The sequence below is a fragment of the Dactylosporangium sp. NPDC049525 genome, assembly GCF_040676755.1.
GTDB lineage: Bacteria > Actinomycetota > Actinomycetes > Mycobacteriales > Micromonosporaceae > Dactylosporangium.
Map to the genome: position 1 here is coordinate 20,472 of NZ_JBFAPO010000021.1, position 16,222 is coordinate 36,693.

Annotated in this window: 18 protein-coding genes; 8 read left to right on the forward strand and 10 right to left on the reverse strand. The window is 72.2% G+C overall.

What is annotated here, in order from left to right; translation table 11 throughout:
• Position 1: 1 nt before the first annotated feature.
• The gene (locus AB0K00_RS27575; RefSeq protein ID WP_363525467.1) at positions 2-628 is read left to right on the forward strand and encodes a response regulator transcription factor; all 627 of its coding nucleotides are present in this window, start codon (positions 2-4) and stop codon (positions 626-628) included.
• A gap of 95 nt (positions 629-723) precedes the next feature.
• A complete protein-coding gene (locus tag AB0K00_RS27580) occupies positions 724-1,728 on the forward strand; it encodes a glycerophosphodiester phosphodiesterase family protein (RefSeq protein ID WP_363525470.1) in 1,005 nt (334 codons plus the stop codon).
• 22 nt (positions 1,729-1,750) lie between these two features.
• On the opposite strand, the gene rnhA is transcribed toward AB0K00_RS27580, so the two are convergent.
• Complete coding sequence (gene rnhA, locus AB0K00_RS27585) at positions 1,751-2,197, reverse strand: ribonuclease HI (protein ID WP_363525473.1); 447 nt, start codon at positions 2,195-2,197, stop codon at positions 1,751-1,753.
• Positions 2,198-2,300: 103 nt separating this feature from the next.
• Here rnhA and AB0K00_RS27590 point away from each other — a divergent pair, with 103 nt between their 5' ends.
• Positions 2,301-2,774, forward strand: coding sequence for a macro domain-containing protein (locus AB0K00_RS27590; RefSeq protein ID WP_363525476.1), 474 nt, complete (start codon positions 2,301-2,303; stop codon positions 2,772-2,774).
• A gap of 147 nt (positions 2,775-2,921) precedes the next feature.
• Here the strand turns inward: AB0K00_RS27590 and AB0K00_RS27595 are convergent, their stop codons facing one another.
• Positions 2,922-4,376, reverse strand: coding sequence for a hypothetical protein (locus tag AB0K00_RS27595; protein WP_363525479.1), 1,455 nt, complete (start codon positions 4,374-4,376; stop codon positions 2,922-2,924).
• Between the two features lie 63 nt (positions 4,377-4,439).
• Between AB0K00_RS27595 and AB0K00_RS27600 the strand changes: the two genes are divergently transcribed.
• Positions 4,440-4,943, forward strand: coding sequence for a MarR family transcriptional regulator (locus AB0K00_RS27600; RefSeq protein ID WP_363525481.1), 504 nt, complete (start codon positions 4,440-4,442; stop codon positions 4,941-4,943).
• A gap of 73 nt (positions 4,944-5,016) precedes the next feature.
• On the opposite strand, the gene AB0K00_RS27605 is transcribed toward AB0K00_RS27600, so the two are convergent.
• Complete coding sequence (locus tag AB0K00_RS27605) at positions 5,017-5,598, reverse strand: hypothetical protein (RefSeq protein ID WP_363525484.1); 582 nt, start codon at positions 5,596-5,598, stop codon at positions 5,017-5,019.
• A gap of 234 nt (positions 5,599-5,832) precedes the next feature.
• Entirely contained in the window at positions 5,833-6,690 is an 858-nt protein-coding gene (locus AB0K00_RS27610; RefSeq protein ID WP_363525486.1) for an SDR family oxidoreductase, read from the reverse strand.
• Positions 6,691-6,808: 118 nt separating this feature from the next.
• Here AB0K00_RS27610 and AB0K00_RS27615 point away from each other — a divergent pair, with 118 nt between their 5' ends.
• Positions 6,809-7,639: a helix-turn-helix transcriptional regulator gene (locus AB0K00_RS27615; protein ID WP_363525489.1), complete on the forward strand. Its 831-nt coding sequence runs from the start codon at positions 6,809-6,811 to the stop codon at positions 7,637-7,639.
• A 6-nt stretch (positions 7,640-7,645) separates the two neighbouring features.
• Here the strand turns inward: AB0K00_RS27615 and AB0K00_RS27620 are convergent, their stop codons facing one another.
• On the reverse strand, positions 7,646-9,799 hold the full coding sequence (locus AB0K00_RS27620) for a right-handed parallel beta-helix repeat-containing protein (protein WP_363525491.1): 2,154 nt from the start codon (positions 9,797-9,799) through the stop codon (positions 7,646-7,648).
• A 243-nt stretch (positions 9,800-10,042) separates the two neighbouring features.
• Positions 10,043-10,609 carry a dihydrofolate reductase family protein gene (locus AB0K00_RS27625; protein ID WP_363525494.1) on the reverse strand — a complete coding sequence of 189 codons (567 nt, stop codon included), beginning with the start codon at positions 10,607-10,609 and terminating at the stop codon, positions 10,043-10,045.
• A gap of 119 nt (positions 10,610-10,728) precedes the next feature.
• On the opposite strand from AB0K00_RS27625, the gene AB0K00_RS27630 reads away from it, so the two are divergent.
• A complete protein-coding gene (locus tag AB0K00_RS27630; RefSeq protein ID WP_363525497.1) occupies positions 10,729-11,292 on the forward strand; it encodes a dihydrofolate reductase family protein in 564 nt (187 codons plus the stop codon).
• A gap of 55 nt (positions 11,293-11,347) precedes the next feature.
• Here the strand turns inward: AB0K00_RS27630 and AB0K00_RS27635 are convergent, their stop codons facing one another.
• Genes AB0K00_RS27635 through AB0K00_RS27645 form a run of 3 tightly spaced genes read right to left on the reverse strand, consistent with a single transcriptional unit; the run spans position 11,348 to position 13,826 of the window.
• A complete protein-coding gene (locus AB0K00_RS27635; RefSeq protein WP_363525500.1) occupies positions 11,348-12,076 on the reverse strand; it encodes an ABC transporter ATP-binding protein in 729 nt (242 codons plus the stop codon).
• Complete coding sequence (locus AB0K00_RS27640; protein WP_363525503.1) at positions 12,049-12,864, reverse strand: ABC transporter permease; 816 nt, start codon at positions 12,862-12,864, stop codon at positions 12,049-12,051. The genes AB0K00_RS27635 and AB0K00_RS27640 overlap by 28 nt, the downstream gene beginning before the upstream one ends.
• A complete protein-coding gene (locus AB0K00_RS27645) occupies positions 12,861-13,826 on the reverse strand; it encodes an aliphatic sulfonate ABC transporter substrate-binding protein (protein WP_363525506.1) in 966 nt (321 codons plus the stop codon). Before AB0K00_RS27645 ends, AB0K00_RS27640 begins: the two co-directional genes overlap by 4 nt.
• A gap of 176 nt (positions 13,827-14,002) precedes the next feature.
• On the opposite strand from AB0K00_RS27645, the gene AB0K00_RS27650 reads away from it, so the two are divergent.
• On the forward strand, positions 14,003-14,746 hold the full coding sequence (locus AB0K00_RS27650; protein WP_363525509.1) for a DUF5995 family protein: 744 nt from the start codon (positions 14,003-14,005) through the stop codon (positions 14,744-14,746).
• 81 nt (positions 14,747-14,827) lie between these two features.
• A complete protein-coding gene (locus AB0K00_RS27655) occupies positions 14,828-15,118 on the forward strand; it encodes a peptidoglycan-binding domain-containing protein (RefSeq protein ID WP_363525512.1) in 291 nt (96 codons plus the stop codon).
• Positions 15,119-15,188: 70 nt separating this feature from the next.
• Here AB0K00_RS27655 and AB0K00_RS27660 read toward each other — a convergent pair whose 3' ends face one another.
• A complete protein-coding gene (locus tag AB0K00_RS27660) occupies positions 15,189-16,214 on the reverse strand; it encodes a magnesium and cobalt transport protein CorA (RefSeq protein WP_363525515.1) in 1,026 nt (341 codons plus the stop codon).
• Positions 16,215-16,222: the final 8 nt, after the last annotated feature.

A 16,222-nucleotide genomic window follows, 5' to 3' on the forward strand; every position in this document is an offset into this window, starting at 1 on the left:
GGTGATCCGGCTCGCCATCGTCGACGACCAGGCCCTCGTCCGCGAAGGCCTCGCCCTGATCCTCGGCGCCGAGCCCGACATCGAGGTGGTCGCCGAGTTCGCCGACGGCGCCGGCCTCCTGCGCGACCCGGTCCCGGCGGACATCATCCTGCTGGACCTGTACCTGCCCGGCGCCGACGGGGTCGCGACCATGCGCGAGATGCGTTCCCGCCGGCCCGAGGTCAAGGTGCTGATGCTGACGACCGTGGGCAGCGCCGCCGACATCCAGCGGGCCCTGACCGCCGGCGCCGACGGGTTCGTCCTCAAGGACGCCACCGGCGCCGAACTGGCCGCGGCGGTGCGTGGCGCCCACGCCGGGGTACGCCCGCTCAGCGCGTCCGCCGCCGACCTGCTGTGGCCGAGGCGGCCGGCCCGCCCCGGCCCCTCCCCCGACCTGACCGTGCTCACACCGCGCGAGCGGGAGGTCCTCGACCTGCTCGGCCAGGGCCTGGGCAACCGCGAGATCGCCGCGGCCCTCGCCCTCGCCGAACGGACCGTGAAGACCCACGTCAGCAACGTCCTGGCAAAACTGGACGTGGCCAGCCGCACCCAGGCGGCGCTGCTGACCCGCGACCTGCCACCCTCGTAGCGCTTCTTCGTCGCGCCCCTTCGTAGTACCAAGGTGCCGCCCGGCTACGTCCTTCGCCGCTTCCACCGCCGGCCGCACGCTGCCAGGCTGCCCCGGTGCCCACCGATCCGCCGCGCCCCCGCCGCTGGCCGCGCCGCATTGCCGTCGCTCTCGCCGTCGTCCTTGTCGTCACCGCCGGCCTGTACCTGCGCAACAGCTCGACGATCGCCGGCGCCGAACCGGGGCAGCGCCCCTTCCTGCTCGCGCACCGCGGTCTCGCGCAGACCTTCGATCTGGCGGGCGTCACCGCCGACACCTGCACCGCCCGGATCATCCATCCGCCGCAACTGCCGTACCTGGAGAACACCCTGCCATCGCTGCGGGCGGCGTTCGACGCGGGCGCCGACGAGGCTGAAATTGACGTGCAGCTGACCCGCGACGGCCACCTCGCCGTGTTCCACGACGCCACCCTCGACTGCCGCACGGACGGCACCGGCACCGTCGGCGAGCACACCCTCGACGAACTGCGCCGCCTCGACGTCGGCTACGGCTACACCGCCGACGGCGGCGCCACGTTCCCCCTGCGCGGCACCGGGATCGGCCTGCTTCCGACGGTCCCCGAGGTGTTCGCCGCCCTCCCCGGCCGGGCACTGAAACTGGACCTCAAACGCGACGACCGGGCCGACGGCGACGCCCTCGCCGACTTCCTCGCGACCCTGCCCGCCGACCGGCTCGCCACGGTCACGGTGACCGGCGGCGACACCGCGGTCGCCACGGTCGAGCGCCGCTTCCCCCAGGTGCGGACCTCGTCCCGCGCAATCATCAAGGACTGCCTGCTCAACTACGCCGCGACCGGCTGGACCGGCCACGTCCCGGCCAGCTGCCGGCACCGCGAGCTCCAGCTACCCACCCGCTACGGCAAGTGGCTGTGGGGCTGGCCCAACCTGTTCGTGGCCCGGATGCGTTCGGTCGACACGCGGGTCGTCCTGGTGCGCGGCGAAGGCGACTGGTCGGCCGGCTTCGACACCGCCGCCGACGTGGCCGAGCTCCCGGACGGCTACACCGGCGCCATCTGGTCCAACCGCGTCGACGTCATCGCGCCGCTCGTGACCCCGCGCTGACCCCGCTCTGCGGGCTGCGCCGCTAAGCGGACAGCGCTTCGCGCAGGCCGCGGGCGGCGAGCCGGTCGGCGCGCTCGTTCTCCTCGTGCCCGGCGTGGCCCTTGACCCAGTGCCAGACGACCTCGTGCCGGGCGGCCGCGGCGTCGAGCTCCCGCCACAGGTCCTCGTTCTTCACCGGCTGACCGGCCGCGGTCCGCCAACCGTTGCGCTTCCACTTCGCGATCCACGACATGATGCCGTTGCGGACGTACGTGCTGTCGGTGTGCAGGTCGACGACCGAGGTGCGGGTCAACGCGTCCAGGGCCCGGATCGGCGCCGTCAGCTCCATCCGGTTGTTCGTCGTCGGCGTGGCCTCACCACCGCAGAGTTCCTTCTCCACCGCGCCATACCGCAGCAGCGCACCCCAGCCGCCGGGACCCGGATTGCCGCTGCAGGCGCCGTCGGTCCAGATCGCCACCCGAGAAGTCATCCAGAGAACCTACGTCACGAAACCGGTCTGATACCGGCCGGCGCCAGCCCTGCGGCCCCGTGTCGGACGTTTTCTGTCGTACCTCGCTGGCATGCTGTCGGCCATGACACCGCTGAGGATCATCAAGGGCGACGCGACCAGTCCACAGGCAGCCGGGCCCAAAATCATCGCCCACGTCTGCAACGACCAGGGCCACTGGGGCGCGGGATTCGTCCTCGCCGTGTCCCGGCGCTGGCCCGAGCCCGAGCGCGACTTCCGGCGGTGGCATCGGGAACGCGCCAGCAACGACTTCGCCCTCGGCGCCGTCCGGATCCTGGAGGTGCAGCCGTCGCTGTGGGTCGCCAACATGATCGGGCAGCACGGCATCAAGACGGGCAGCTCCGGCCCACCGGTCCGCTATGAGGCGATCGGCCGCGCCCTGACGACGGTCGGCGACCGGGCACTCGAGCTCGGCGCGTCGGTGCACATGCCGAGAATCGGCTGCGGCCTCGCCGGCGGCCGGTGGGACAGGATCGAGCCACTCGTGGTTTCGGCGCTGAGCGATCGCGACGTTGCTGTGACGGTCTATGACTTCTGATCGCGTTCTCGCCTGGTGTACGAGCCGAGCCCGCCCTCTCCATCGGGTGCCCGAAGTGGTGCCGGGGTGACGTCCCGCGGCGACCTGGACGGGTCGCCGCAGGACGCTGCTTCGCGGAGCCGGTTTCCCGCCGTTCCGGTGGCCTCGTCACTGGCGCGGCGTGGTCGCCAGCGGCGCGGTCATGAACGACACGACCACCACCGGCAGGTCGCCGCCGGCGGACGCCGGCTCGGGCTTGGCGGGCTCAGGCTTGGCGGGCGGGTCCCCGGCCGCCCCGGGCGTGCTGAGGCCGGACGCGGTGACGGCAGGTGCGGTGACGGCAGGTGCGGTGACGGCAGGTGCGGTGACGGCAGGTGCGGTGACGGCAGGTGCGGTGACGGCAGGTGCGGTGGGTGCCGTCACGGTGGGCGCGGTCGCAGTGAGACTGGCCGCGGTGGGTGGCATCGCGATATCTGCAGTCGCGGCCGATCCGGTCGCGGCGGGCGCAGACGCGGTGAGGCTGGCCGCGGTGGGTGGCATCGCCTTGTCTGCAATCGCGGCCGATCCGGTCGCGGCGGGCGCAGACGCGGTGGGTGGCATCGCGGTGTGCGCAGTCGCAGCTGATCCGGGCGCGGCGGGCGCAGACGCGGTGGATTCCGTCATCGTTGACGTCGTCGCCACGGGTCCCACGATTGCCGGAGGTGCGTCTGGCGCGGGCCCGGCAGGCGCGGATGCCACGACCGACGCAGGTCCGGCCGCCGCGGGTGCGACCGAGATGGGTGCGACCGAGGTGGGTTCGGCATTCGCGGGTTCAGGGTCCGCAGGCGCCGGCGTTTGCGGTGGGGCGGTCGGGTCGGCGCCGGCGATGAAGGCGGCCGTCTGAGCGGCGAGGCTCGCCGCGCCGATCGCGGTCGCCCACCGGACGATCTCGGCGGCGAGTGTGACCGCGCCCTCCTCGTTGCCCGCGTCTCGGGCGAGGACGGCGAGGAGAAGGAGCTGTGACAGCGTGCCGGGGACGTTGCCGGCGGCGGCACCGAGTTCGGTCGCGCGGCGCCACCGGTCGAGGGCGAGCTGGTGGTCGCCGTGGTCGTGGTCGTGGTCGCCGAGGTGGCGCAGCGCCTCCCGGGCCAGGAGGGGATCGCCGGCGCCGGCGTCGAGTGCGGCACGGTAATGGGCGGGAGCGGCATCCCGCTCGGCGAGGAGGTTGTCGGCGATCAGCCCCTGGTACATCCGTGCCCATCCCGTACGCACCGCATCCGGCGCCGAGATGGCGAGGTCGGCGGCGAGTTGCTGGACCGCGTCGGCGGTGACGAACAGCTGCGTGGATCGGGCCCGCATCAGCACCGTCCGGTACGCGTGGCGCAGCTCGACGAACGCCAGATCCCACCGTCCCGCGTCGTCGAGGCCGGCGGCGAGCCGGGTGGCGGTGGTGAGCCGTTGGCCGGCGCTGGACGTACCGGCGAACCAGTCCGACTCAACGGCCACCTGTGCCGAGGCAAGGGCCAGCAGCGGGTCTTCGGGTGCCGCATCGAGCAGGGTCGCCGCATCGTGCCACCGGCCGGCGTAGGCGAGAGCGCGTGCTGCGGACGCGACGGCCTGGCGAGGGACTGCGATTTCGGTCATGACGGTGACAGTAGTAATCAGAAAAACTATCCTCAAGAAAACTACTTTGCGGCGGGGGCGGCGATGAAGGACGACGTCGAGCAGCACATCGACGCCTGGGAGCGGGAGCTGCCGTGGCTCGACCCGGTGAAGGAGGCGATCTTCATGCGGCTCGCGATGCTCGCACGGCACACCCAGCAGCTGCGCCGTGACACGTTGGCGGCGGATGGTCTGCCGCACTGGCAGTACAAGATTCTGATGAAGCTGCGGAGGCTGGGCCCGCCGTACGCCGCGAGCCCGTCGGAGCTCGCCGACACGCTCGGGCTGACCCGCGGTGCGCTGTCCGCGCGGCTGGCACCCATGGAGGAGGCGGGGCTGATCACCCGGGCGAGCGACACCGCCGATCGCCGGCGGGTCCACGTGCGGCTGACGGAGGCGGGCAGCGCCGCGTTCGAGCAGCAGGCCGGCCGGGAGGACCACGGCGAGGCCGCGCTGCTGGAGGCGCTCACCGCCGAGGAGCGACGCGTCCTCGCCGACCTGCTGCGCAGACTCGTCCTCGCCGCCGAGGAACGCCCGGGTCCGGTCTAGGCTCGCAGCGACCGCAGCAGCTTGCCGTACGTCCACAGTGGACACACAACGGCCGGCCCCGTCGCGCGGCGGCTCAGAGCTCCGGCCAGCTGTAGGCGAAGGACAGCGAGAAGGTCCGTTCGATCCAGTCGGTGGTGCTCTCCCCCGGCGCCGGTCCCGGACTGGTGTCGGCGAGGCGGCGGCGCACCTCGGCGAGGTCGGCGGAGCGGTCGGCCGCCGTGGTCAGCCGCCCGTTTTCGAAGGCCAGTTCCCAGACGCGCGCGAAGCTGTAGGCGGGGCGGAAGCCCATGTGGAGCCGGCCGATGGAGATGGGCTCCGCACCGACCAGCAGCCGTCCCGTGAAGTCGACCGGGGCATGCAGGTCCACATAGGACAGCTTCCCGCGGAACACCTTTGGAAACGCCGAGCGGCCCGGTGCGACGCCGAACAGCGGGACCGGCGGCGTGCCGGGAGGCGCGCCGATCTCCGCGGCGTGCAGCATGAGGCGGCGTCCATCGATGCGGTACTTGTAGAGCCCGCCGCGGTAGCACGCCGTGCTGATGGCTGTGGGCGGGAAGCCGTGCTCGGCGGCGTCGAAGAGACCGGTCCCGTCGACGGCGGTGATGCTGTGCCAGGCGTCGGCGTGCATGACCTCGTCGGCGAACTGTCCCGTCACCCGGCCAGTCTGGCATGTCCGCGACGCGGTCCCGGCGTGATCCCGTTCGTGACGCTTCTTCGTGCCGGGGTTCGCCCATTGCTGCGTAGTCCGTGCCGTCGTGGCGGTCACGCTCCCCCCGACTCCGCACGCACATGATCTGCGCCGTCGAGGACGGCCGCCGGTCGTCCGGGGGAACATCGCCTCGACACGGCGCGGGCGAGGTCGCGTCGGCCCGGCCAACAGCAGCGGCCGTCATACGAGGCGATGGCCGCCGTCGACGTGCAGGACGGTGCCGGTGACGAAGCCGTTGTCCAGCAGCGCGACGATCGCCCGGGCGATGTCGTCGGGAGTGCCGACCCGGCCGGTGGGCAGGCGGGCGGCCATCGCGGCGAGTCGTTCGCCTTTCGCGGCGCCGGCCAGGGTGTCCCAGATGGGCGTGTCGACCCAGCCGGGCGAGACGACGTTGACCCGAGCCGGTGCCAGCTCCAGCGCGAGCGCCCGGGCGAGGGACTCCAGCGCGCCGTTGGCCGTGGCGATGATGCTCGCTCCCGGGCCGGGCCGGTATGCGGCGATGCCCGACGTGAAGACCAGAGAGCCACCCGGTGGCAGCGCGCCGCCGAGGTGTTTTGCGACGAGCCACGGCCCGAGCACCTTCGTGGCGAGGACCGCCGTGGCGGCCTCGACGGTGAAGGCGGGCAGCGGCGCGTACGCCCCGACCGCGTCGGCCGCGGTCACGACCACGTGGTCGTAGGTGTGCTCCGCGAGCGCCTCGACCTGCTCCTCGACACCGATGTCGACCTGCGCCGTCCCAAGACGACCGGCCACCTCATGATCCGCGGCCGTGAGCTGTCCAGCCGTGTCGGCGAGGTGCGCGGCCGGGCCGGTGACGTGCGCAGCCGAGGCGGTGAGGTGTGTGGCTGGGCCGGCGAGGTGTCCGGCCGGGGCAATGGCGTGCGCGGCCGGGGCGGTGAGGTGGGCGGCCGCGGTCGCGAGGCGGGTGGCGGAGCGGCCGGCGACGGTCACCCGGTGACCGCCGCGCAGCAGCCGGGCGGCCAGCGCCAGGCCCATCCCTGAGCTGCCGCCGATTACGAGCACGTGCTGGTTCGTCATGTCCGACAGCGTCGCCCGGTTCCAGTCAAGGCGGGAGGACCGGATCTGGCCGGGGTGTTGCGGGAGGGGTCCTGCCAGGGCCACCCCTCGGGCCGGGCCCGCGATGCAGAATGGTCGGGTGAGTCTCGGGGACTTCCTGCGCAACCGTCGCGGCCGGGTCAGCCCCGCAGAGGCCGGGCTGCCCGCCGGGACGGGCCGGCGGCAGACGCCGGGGTTGCGGCGCGAGGAGCTGGCCGCGCTCGCCGGCGTGAGCGTCGACTACTACACGCGACTGGAGCGAGGCAGGGACACGAATCCGGGGCGGGCGGTCCTCGACGCGCTGGCGACGGTGCTACGACTCGACGACGACGAACGGGCCCACCTGCACCGTCTGGCGCACTCGGAGGTGCCCAGAAGCGCAGCGGTGCAGGTGGTCCGGCCGGCGCTGGTGCGGCTGTTGGAGATGGTGCGGCCGACGCCGGCGTACGTGCTGAGCCAGACCAGCGACCTCCTCGCCGCCAACGTCGAGGGCCGGGGCCTGCTCGTCGGGGTGACCGTGCCGGGCAACCTGGTCCGGTACGTGTTCACCGACCCGGTGGCTCGGGAGGTGTTCGTGTCGTGGCGGCGGATGGCGGAGGACTGTGTCGCGCACCTGCGTACGCTCGACGACAGTCCGGAGCGCGCCGCGCTCGTCGACGAGCTGAGTGGGCGCAGCGCCGAGTTCGCGGATCTGTGGGCGCACTACGACGTGCGGGTGAAGAGCGGCGCGCGGCGGACGTTTCAGCACCCGGAGGCGGGGCGGCTCGAGCTGACGTCGGAGATTCTGACTGCGGTCGACGGGCAGCGGTTCGTCACGTTCCAGGCGGAGCAGGGCAGCCCCGACCACGCCGCGCTGCACCTGCTGGCCGGCGGCGACAAAAGGCGACAACAGCACCACAGTGGACGGCCAGCGAGCGGCCGTCCACTGTGAGCCGGGTCAGACGGCCGTGACGCAGGCCGCGAACTCCGACGTCGGGCCGACCGCAGCGCCCGCCGGCAGGACGGTCGCCGTCGCGGTGACCTGCTGCCCGGGTGAGGTCGGCACGGCGAAGGTGTAGATGCCGCTCGCGGCCCCCGCGGCCGCGGGGGTCGTCACGGTCAGGGCGCCGAGGAACTTGCGGCCCTCGCCGTGGCCGCTGGCGGAGCAGACCGTGTTGACGAAGAACTCGATCTGGTACGTGGTGGCCGGCTGGCCGTCCAGTGCCCAGGTGGCGGTGACGGTGGTCGCGGCGGCGATCACCGGGTAGTTCTGCAGGTCGTTGTCGCCGACGTCGACGTCGCCGGCGTCGTTGGGCAGGACGCCGGTGTTGCCCAGGTCGATGCCGAGGTCGGCATTGCCGTAGATGGCGTTGCGGCGGATCGGGTTGTCGGTGCCGCTGCTGACGGTGACGCCGTCCAGCTGGTTGTTGGCGATGGTGTTGATCGGGACGGCGGCGGCGCCCGAACCGATCTGGTTGCCGTTGCCGCCGATGGTGACGCCGCTGCCGAGGTTGCCGAGGGCGACGGTGCCGGTGGGGTCGGTGCCGATGAAGTTGCCGGTGACCAGGGTGTTGTCGGCGGAGATCTCGATGCCGTCGCCGGTGTTCGCGGCGATGGTGTTGCCGGTGAGCACGTTGCCGTCGCCGTCGACCTCGACGCCGGCGCCGGTGTTCGGCAGAGGTGCCGCGCCGGTCCGGTCGGTGCCGACGAGGTTCTTCTCGACGGTGGTGCCGGGGCCGAAGAGGTAGATGCCGCCGGCGTTGTTCGCGGCGATGACGTTGCCGGCGATCCGGTTGCCGGTGGCCAGCACGCGCACGTCGATGCCGTGGTCGCCGTTGCCGAGGGGGTTGAGGCCGTTGCGGGTGGTGCCGATCAGGTTGGCCTGCACGATGTTGCCGGTGGTGACGTTGCCGAACTGCTCGTGCAGTTCGACGCCGTCGAGGAGGTTGCCGGAGATGAGGTTGGCGTCGACGACGTTGTTGATGCCCTCGATCTTGACGCCGTCGTCGTTGCCGATGGCGGTGTTGCCGCCGATGCCGGTGCCGATCGTGTTGCCCCGGATGACGGTGCCGTCGGCGGAGCTGTCCGTGAAGACGCCGCTGGCGCCGTTGCCTGAGATGACGTTGCCGGCTGCATTGGCAGAGCCGCCGATGACGTTGCCGACACCGGCGACGAAGACGCCGTCGGTGCCGTTGCCGCGGTCGGCGGTGCCGGCCGCGTTGGTGCCGATCAGGTTGCCCTGCACGGTGTTGGTGTCGCCGTCGAGCAGGACGCCGTGCCGGCCGTTGTTGGAGATGACGTTGCCGGCGCCGGCCGTGGAGCCGCCGACGGTGCCGGTGTCGCCGACGAGGCTGACACCGGTCTCGCCGTTGCCGAACAGGCCGGTGCCGTTGGCGTTCAGGCCGATCAGGTTGCCCTGGATGACGGCGCCGGTGCCGACGGCGCGGATGCCGTGGTTGCCGTTGGAGGAGATGACGTTGCGGTCGCCGGGCAGGGTGCCACCGACCCGGTTGCCGGTGCCGTCCAGGTCGATGCCGTCGCCGGAGTTGCCGAACGCGTTGAGGCCGGCGACGCCGAGGCCGATGTAGTTGCCGGTGATGACGTTGCGGTCGCCGCGCACGCAGATGCCGTCGTCGACGCACGGTGCGCCGGCCGCAGCAGCGGCGTTCGAGCCGCGGATGACGAGGCCGGACACGGTGCTGTCGGAGGTGGCGAGTTCGAGGCCGCGGGTCGTGTTGACCGCGTTGACGACGATGTCGAGCACGGCCGGGGCGACGGCGGTGGCGCGGGCGGTGCCGGGCTGGCTGTACCCGTCCACGGTGGCCCATCCGGTCAGCGCCGGCAGGTCGTTCACCGGGGTGATGGTGTGCGGCCCGGCGTTCGGGATGTTGAAGTTGATTTTGGACCGGTTGGGCAGGGCGATGCCGTTGGCGGCCGTGATGGCGTCGCGCAGCGACCCCGCGCCCGCATCGGCCGTGTTGGTCACGGTGAAGACGACGGTGATCGGGATCAACAGCGGCGGCACGGCGGCGGCCGGCAATCCGGAAGCACCGACGATGGCCAGCACGACGGCTGCGACGAGTCCTGGACCGCGAATCTGGACGGGGTTCATGCCTACTCCTCGGCACCCGCGGACCGGCAACGGACCGGACTATGGCGCGGGTCACATCCAGAGCACGTCAGGGACCGTCGATACGTTCGGCGTCGGTCGGTCCGCAAACCGACAGGAGCTCACCAGGGCAGCGGGATGCGGTCAGGTCGACCGCGGCGAGCAACGAGTCCCGGACGCGGCCCGCACGGCGATGCCCTCGGAGTCGGCCTACGTCACCGGCGCGACGCCGAACGCCGGCGGCGGCTACTCGGCCTGAGCCCGCCGGTACCGCAGCAGCACCACGCCGTTGGCGAACGGCCGCGACTCGGCCAGGGTCAGCCGCAGCGACGTGCCGGGGCGGAAGAGCGGGTTGCCGGCGCCGATGACGGTGGGGTGCACGTAGATGCGGTACTCGTCGACGAGGTCGAGGCGCTGGAAGGTGGTCAGCAGGTCGGGGCCGCCGATGAACAGGTCGCCGGTGGCGGCCGCCCGGAGCGCCTCGACCTCGGCGGGCACGACGTCGCGGACGATCGTGGTGTTCCAGCCGGCCTCGCGCAGCGTGGTGGAGTAGGCGACCTTCGGCATGTCGCGCCAGATGCGGGCGAACTCCGCGACCGGCTTCGGCGCGGCCGGGTCCTCGTCGGCGGTCGGCCAGGCGGCGGCCATGAGCTCCCACGTGACGCGGCCGTTGAGCATGGCGCCGGCCGCGGCCAGCTCCTCGTTGAAGTGGGTGTGCAGCTCGTCGGAGATGTCCTGCCAGGCGAGGCTGTGCCCGGCGGTCTCGAAGTAGCCGTCCAGCGACACCGACATCATGAAGATGATCTTGTTCAAGGCGAGGTCCTTCCACGGATCCGAGGGACGTACACCCATACTGACGACGGGCGGATGCCCGACTCATCGGATCCACCGCCGCGGGTTTCGCGAAGCCCCTGCGTCGGTACACCGACAGCATGGCTGTGATCGAAGCGAACATCTCCATGTCGGTCGACGGGTTCGTCACCGGGCCCGACCTGGACGAGCACCCGGGGCTGGGCGCGGGCGGCGAGGCGCTGCACACCTGGGTCTGGACGGAGGACGGCAAGGCGCTGCTCGCGGACACGTTCGGGGCCTCCGGTGCCGTCGTGACGAGCCGGCGCGTGTACGACATCACCAACGGCTGGGAGCGTGACGACGGCTTCTACGGGATGCCGGTCTTCGTCGTCACGCACCGGCCGCACGAGCCGGTGACGCGGGGCGCGACGACGTTCACGTTCGTCACCGGCGGGGTCGAGGCGGCGGTGAGCGCGGCGGCGGCCGTCGCCGGCGAGCGCCGGGTGCACATCATGGGCGGGGCCAGCATCGTCCAGCAGGCGCTGCGGGCGGGTCTGGTCGACCGGCTCAGCCTGCACGTGGCGCCACTGCTGCTGGGCGCGGGCACGCCGCTGTTCGACCATCTCGGCGGCCCGGTCGCGCTGACCCCGCTCGAGCCGCACCACACCGCCGACGCCACCCATCTGACGTACCTGGTGGGCTGACCACCCCGCGACGCGTGGACTTCGTTGCGTGGCGCACGGCGGCGCGGTGCGGTGGTCAGCCGGGTGAGGCCGGGACGTTGAGCAGGCCGAGCAGGGCGCGCCGTTCGGCGCCGAAGCCCGGGGCGTCCACGGCCCGCGGGTGCGGCAGCGGCACCGGCCGCTCCTCGGCGATCCGGCCGCCGTCCAGGACCAGGATCCGGTCGGCGAGCAGCAGCGCCTCGTCGACGTCGTGGGTGACGAACAGCGCCGCGAAGCCGTGCGTGGCGCGCAGCCGGCCGAACAGGGCCTGCATGCGCAGGCGGGTGAGCGCGTCGAGGGCACCGAACGGCTCGTCGAGCAGGAGCAGGTCGGGCTGGCGTACCAGCGCCCGGGCGAACGCGACCCGCTGCGCCTGCCCGCCGGACAGCTCGGCCGGCCAGGCGTCGCGGCGGTCGGCGAGACCGACCTCGGTGAGGGCGGCGTCGACGCGCTCGCGCAGGGAGCCGCCGCGCACGCCGAGGGCGACGTTGGCCGCGACCCGCTTCCACGGCAGCAGCCGGTGCTCCTGGAAGACCACGGCCGCCGATCCGGTCGTGGCCACCGTGCCGGTCGCCTCGCTGTCGAGGCCCGCGAGGATGCGCAGCAGGGTGCTCTTGCCGGAGCCGCTGCCGCCGAGCAGCGCGACGACCTCGCCGGCGCCGATGGTGAGGTCGACGCCGTCCAGGACCACGGTGTCACCGAAGGAACGCCGCACCCCTCTCGCGGAGGCGACCGCCGTCACCGGGCCCGCAGTCCGTGCCGCCATGCCAGGAGCCTCCTCTCGCCGAGCCGCAGCAGCAGGTCCGACAGCAGGCCGAGCAGCGCATACGTGACCAGGCCGAGCACGACCACGTCGGTCTGGCTGAACTCGCGGGCCTCCATCATCATGAACCCGAGCCCGCCCTGCCCGTTGACCTGTTCGCCGACGACGAGGCTGAGCCAGCCGGCGGCGAACGCGAGCCGCACGCCGAGGAACAGCGACGGCAGCGCGCCGGGCACGACCACGTGCCAGACCCGTTCGAGGGCGGTCAGTCCACAGGTACGGGCGGCCTCGACCAGTCGCTCGTCGATGTTGCGGATCCCGGCGTACGTGTTGAGGTAGATCGGGAAGAACGCGCCGAGCGCCACGAGCGTGACCTTCAGCGACTCGCCGATGCCGACCCAGATGATGAGCAGCGGCACCAGGCCGAGGTGCGGCAGCATCCGGGCCATCTGCACGGTCGGGTCGACGAGGTCGTCGCCGAGCCGGACGAGCCCGGCGAGGGTGCCCAGCGCCAGGCCCAGCAGCCCGCCGATGAGCAGCCCGAGCACGGCCCGCTGGACGGAGTCGAGCAGGTACTCACCGAGCGTGCCCTCGGCGGCGAGCCGCCAGCCGGCCTCCAGCACCGCGCTCGGGGCGGGCAGCTTGTCCGGGTCGAGCAGCCCGCCGCGGACGCCGCCCTCCCACGCGGCGAGCAGGACCAGCGGCGTCACGGCCCGCAGCCAGCGGCGCCGGGCGGCGACCCGGCGCGGTGCCGGTTTCCGCAGCACGGGCCGCTCCAGCAGCGTCGTCATCGCAGGATGTCCGAGAACTGGTCGTCGATGCGCCCCTTGATGTCGACCCTGCCGGGGATCAGCTGCAGGTCGGTGAACCCGTCGGCGATCTGCTGCAGCTCGTCGCCGATGGCGGCGTCGATCGGGGCCAGGGGCTGGGCGCTGCGGTCCAGGGCGCGGCGGGCGACGTCCTCGGGGATGTTCAGCTCCGGTGCGAGGATCTTGACGCGCTCCTCGGGGTTGCCGATGCCCCAGTCGGTGACCTCGCGGTAGGTCTTCAGGAACTCGCGGATCTTGCCGGGCTTCGCCTTCAGCGCCTGCGGCGACACCAGCAGGTACTCGCGGTTGTTGGCCAGGCCGGTCGCGTCAACGAGCACCTTCACCCCCGGCGTCTCGGCGAGGGAGAAGTACGGGTCCCAGATGATCCACGCGTCGACCTGGTCATTGTCGAACGCGGGGCGGGCATCGGCGGGCTTGAGGTACTGCACGTCGATGTCCTTGATGCTCATGCCGTTCGCGTCGAGCAGGCGCACGAGCAGCCAGTTGACGTTGGAGCCCTTGTTCAGGGCGACCTTCTTGCCCTTGAGGTCCTTGAAGCTGGTGTACCCCTTGCTCGCCTTCACCAGGACGGCCTCGCCCTTGGGCACCGGCTTCGAGGTACCGATGATCTTGAAGTCGATCTTCCCGGCAGCGGCGAAGATCGGCGGCGCCTCACCCACCTGGCCGATGTCGATCGCATTGGCCTTGATGCCCTCGGTCAGCGCGGGCCCGCTTTCGAAGAGCGACCACGTGGTGCCGGCGGCCTCGGCCTTGCGCGCCTTGACCAGGCTGAGCCCACCGAAGCGCTGGTAGCCGACGCGCAGCGGCTCCTCGGCGGCGCCGGGCTGCGCGGCGGCCGGCTCCTTGTCGGCGGCGCAACCCGCGGCCAGGGTGGTGCCGAGCAGGACCAGGACACCGGTCAGGACGACCGAGAGCCGACGCATCGATGACGCTCCTCATTGACGGATGTTGTGTGGCGGCACTATACCCACTTCCCCTACCGATTGACTAGGATTCAACTTGTCGACCTTGCCGGGGTGCCGCACACTGCGATCGTGACCTCACTCACCGCATCGCCGGCCGATCGGCCGCCGGCGGGCAGGCCGCCGGCGGACCGGGCATGAACGACGCCGTCGCCGCGATCATCGCCCGGATGGAGGAGGGCCTGGCCCGCCTCGCGCCCGAGGACGCGCGCCGCCACTTCCACGGGACCTACCTGCGCACCACGCACGCCGTCGCCGACGAGATCGACCGCGGTGGGTTCCTCGACGCAGCCTGGCTCAACCGGTGGGACGTCGCGTTCGCCGAGCTGTACCTGGACGCGTTCGACGCCGACCTCAGCGGCGGCACCGTGCCGCGGCCGTGGCGGATCGCGTTCGACACCGCCCGGGACCGGCCCGAGCTGCCGGCGCTGCGGCACGTCCTGCTCGGCATGAACGCCCACATCAACTACGACCTGCCGCAGTCGCTGATCGCGGTGATCGACCCGGCCGACTTCGACGACCCCGCCGTGCGCGCGGCCCGGGAACGCGACCACACCCACATCGACACGGTCCTGCTCGCCAGGGTCGGCGCTGAGGAGGCCGAGGGCCGCACCGTCAACCGCCCGAGCCTGCTGGACCGGATCCTCGCGCCGGCGAACCGGGCCGCGACCCGGCGGCTGCTCACCGAGGCCCGGGCGAAGGTCTGGCGCAACACCGCCGTGCTCGACGCCGCACGTCGGACGGGGCCCGAGGCGTACGCCGGCGCCGTCCGCCACCTCGAGGACGCCTCCGCGGCGAAGCTCGCCACGCTCACCGCGCCGGGACAGGTCCTGCTGCGGCTCGCCCGCACCGGCTTCGGCGTCCTCATCCCCGGGGCCTAAGACCCCGTCAGGGCAAATTCAGGGTCGGCGGGCAGGAAAGCCCTGACGCGGCGCGCAGGTGCGCGGACCAGACTTGAGCGCATGACCGTTCGCCGCACCTTGCAGGCCGTCGGCGCCGCGCTCGCCGGGGCCGTCAGCGCACCCGACGCCGCCGCGCCGCCCGCCGACCCGCGCGCCGTGCACGCGCTCCTGGCAGAGATCGGGCTGCTACACCCGCGGGCGCCCGAGGCCGAGATGCCGCTGGTGCTGTGCCGCTTCCAGGCCAGGGCCGGCCTCACCATCGACGGGATCGCCGGGCCGCGGACCGTGCAGGCCCTCACCCGGGCCGCCCGCGAGGCCCGCCACATGCGGTCGCTCGGCCTGGCCGCCTAGATCGCCGCGCCGCACGCGAAAGCCGGCCGCATAGATCGCCGCGCCGCACGCGAGGGCCGGGCGCGGAGGTTCACAGCCAGCGGTTGCGGCGCAGCGTCCGGTACAGCAGCAGCCCGCTGCCGAACATCAGGGCGAGTGCGTAGAAATAGCCGAACCGCCAGTGCAGCTCCGGCATGAACACGAAGTTCATGCCGTAGACCCCCGCGATGGCGGTCTGCAACGCGGCGAGCGCCGCCCAGGACGCGATCTTGCGCATGTCGTTGTTCTGGTCGATCGTCACCTGCGCCAGCCGGGCCTGCAGGATCGAGTTGAGGATGTCGTCGTGGTTGGCGACCTGCTCCACGACCCGGGTCTGGTGGTCGTTGACGTCGCGGAAGTAGCGGCGGATCTCCTTGGACAGCGCGAACGTCTGCTTGTCCAGCAACGTCAGCAGCGGCCGCTGCAACGGCACCGCCGCGGTGCGGAACTCCATCACCTCCCGCTTCAGCTGGTAGACGTGTTCGATGCTGGTGCCGCTGTCCCGGCGGAACACGGCCTTCTCCAGGGCCTGGATGTCGGAGTCGATCGCGGTGACGATGACCAGATACGCATCGACGATCCGGTCCAGGATCGCGTGCAGCACCGCCCACGGGCCGCCCGCGAGCTGCGCCGGGTTCGCCTCCAGGTCCAGCCGGGCGGACCGCAGTTCACTGGCCTCGCCGTGACGGACCGTGACGATGAACTGGCCACCGAGGAACATCCGGATCGAGCCGGTGTCGATGACCTCGTTCGACTCGGCCAGCTGCCCTTCCGGCAGGTTCGGCAGGTACCGGGCGGTGCGGGCGACGAAGAACGTCACGTCCTCGTACCGTTCGACCTTCGGCCGCTGCGGCGCCGGCTTCAGCGCGTCCTCGACCGCGAGCGGGTGCAGCCCGAACACCTTCTCGACATCGATGAACTGGTCCGGATCCGGTTCGTGCAACCCGATCCAGACGAACGCGTCCGGCTGTTCGAGGGCCCGCTCGTACAGTTCGGCGAGGGGCAGGTCGTCCGTTTGGCGGACCCCGCCGACATACAACGCGCAGTCGACAACCGCAGGCCTAGAGTCCAGTTGCACCGGAAAAG

Bases quoted from the DNA above. Each gene is read 5' to 3' on its own strand.
- AB0K00_RS27645 (WP_363525506.1), bottom strand. From the start codon at position 13,826: ATGCGTCGGCTCTCGGTCGTCCTGACCGGTGTCCTGGTCCTGCTCGGC.
- AB0K00_RS27655 (WP_363525512.1), top strand. From the start codon at position 14,828: ATGACCGTTCGCCGCACCTTGCAGGCCGTCGGCGCCGCGCTCGCCGGG.
- AB0K00_RS27640 (WP_363525503.1), bottom strand. From the start codon at position 12,864: ATGACGACGCTGCTGGAGCGGCCCGTGCTGCGGAAACCGGCACCGCGC.
- AB0K00_RS27630 (WP_363525497.1), top strand. From the start codon at position 10,729: ATGGCTGTGATCGAAGCGAACATCTCCATGTCGGTCGACGGGTTCGTC.
- AB0K00_RS27590 (WP_363525476.1), top strand. From the start codon at position 2,301: ATGACACCGCTGAGGATCATCAAGGGCGACGCGACCAGTCCACAGGCA.
- AB0K00_RS27650 (WP_363525509.1), top strand. From the start codon at position 14,003: ATGAACGACGCCGTCGCCGCGATCATCGCCCGGATGGAGGAGGGCCTG.
- AB0K00_RS27610 (WP_363525486.1), bottom strand. From the start codon at position 6,690: ATGACGAACCAGCACGTGCTCGTAATCGGCGGCAGCTCAGGGATGGGC.
- AB0K00_RS27600 (WP_363525481.1), top strand. From the start codon at position 4,440: ATGAAGGACGACGTCGAGCAGCACATCGACGCCTGGGAGCGGGAGCTG.
- rnhA (WP_363525473.1), bottom strand. From the start codon at position 2,197: ATGACTTCTCGGGTGGCGATCTGGACCGACGGCGCCTGCAGCGGCAAT.
- AB0K00_RS27595 (WP_363525479.1), bottom strand. From the start codon at position 4,376: ATGACCGAAATCGCAGTCCCTCGCCAGGCCGTCGCGTCCGCAGCACGC.
- AB0K00_RS27620 (WP_363525491.1), bottom strand. From the start codon at position 9,799: ATGAACCCCGTCCAGATTCGCGGTCCAGGACTCGTCGCAGCCGTCGTG.
- AB0K00_RS27635 (WP_363525500.1), bottom strand. From the start codon at position 12,076: ATGGCGGCACGGACTGCGGGCCCGGTGACGGCGGTCGCCTCCGCGAGA.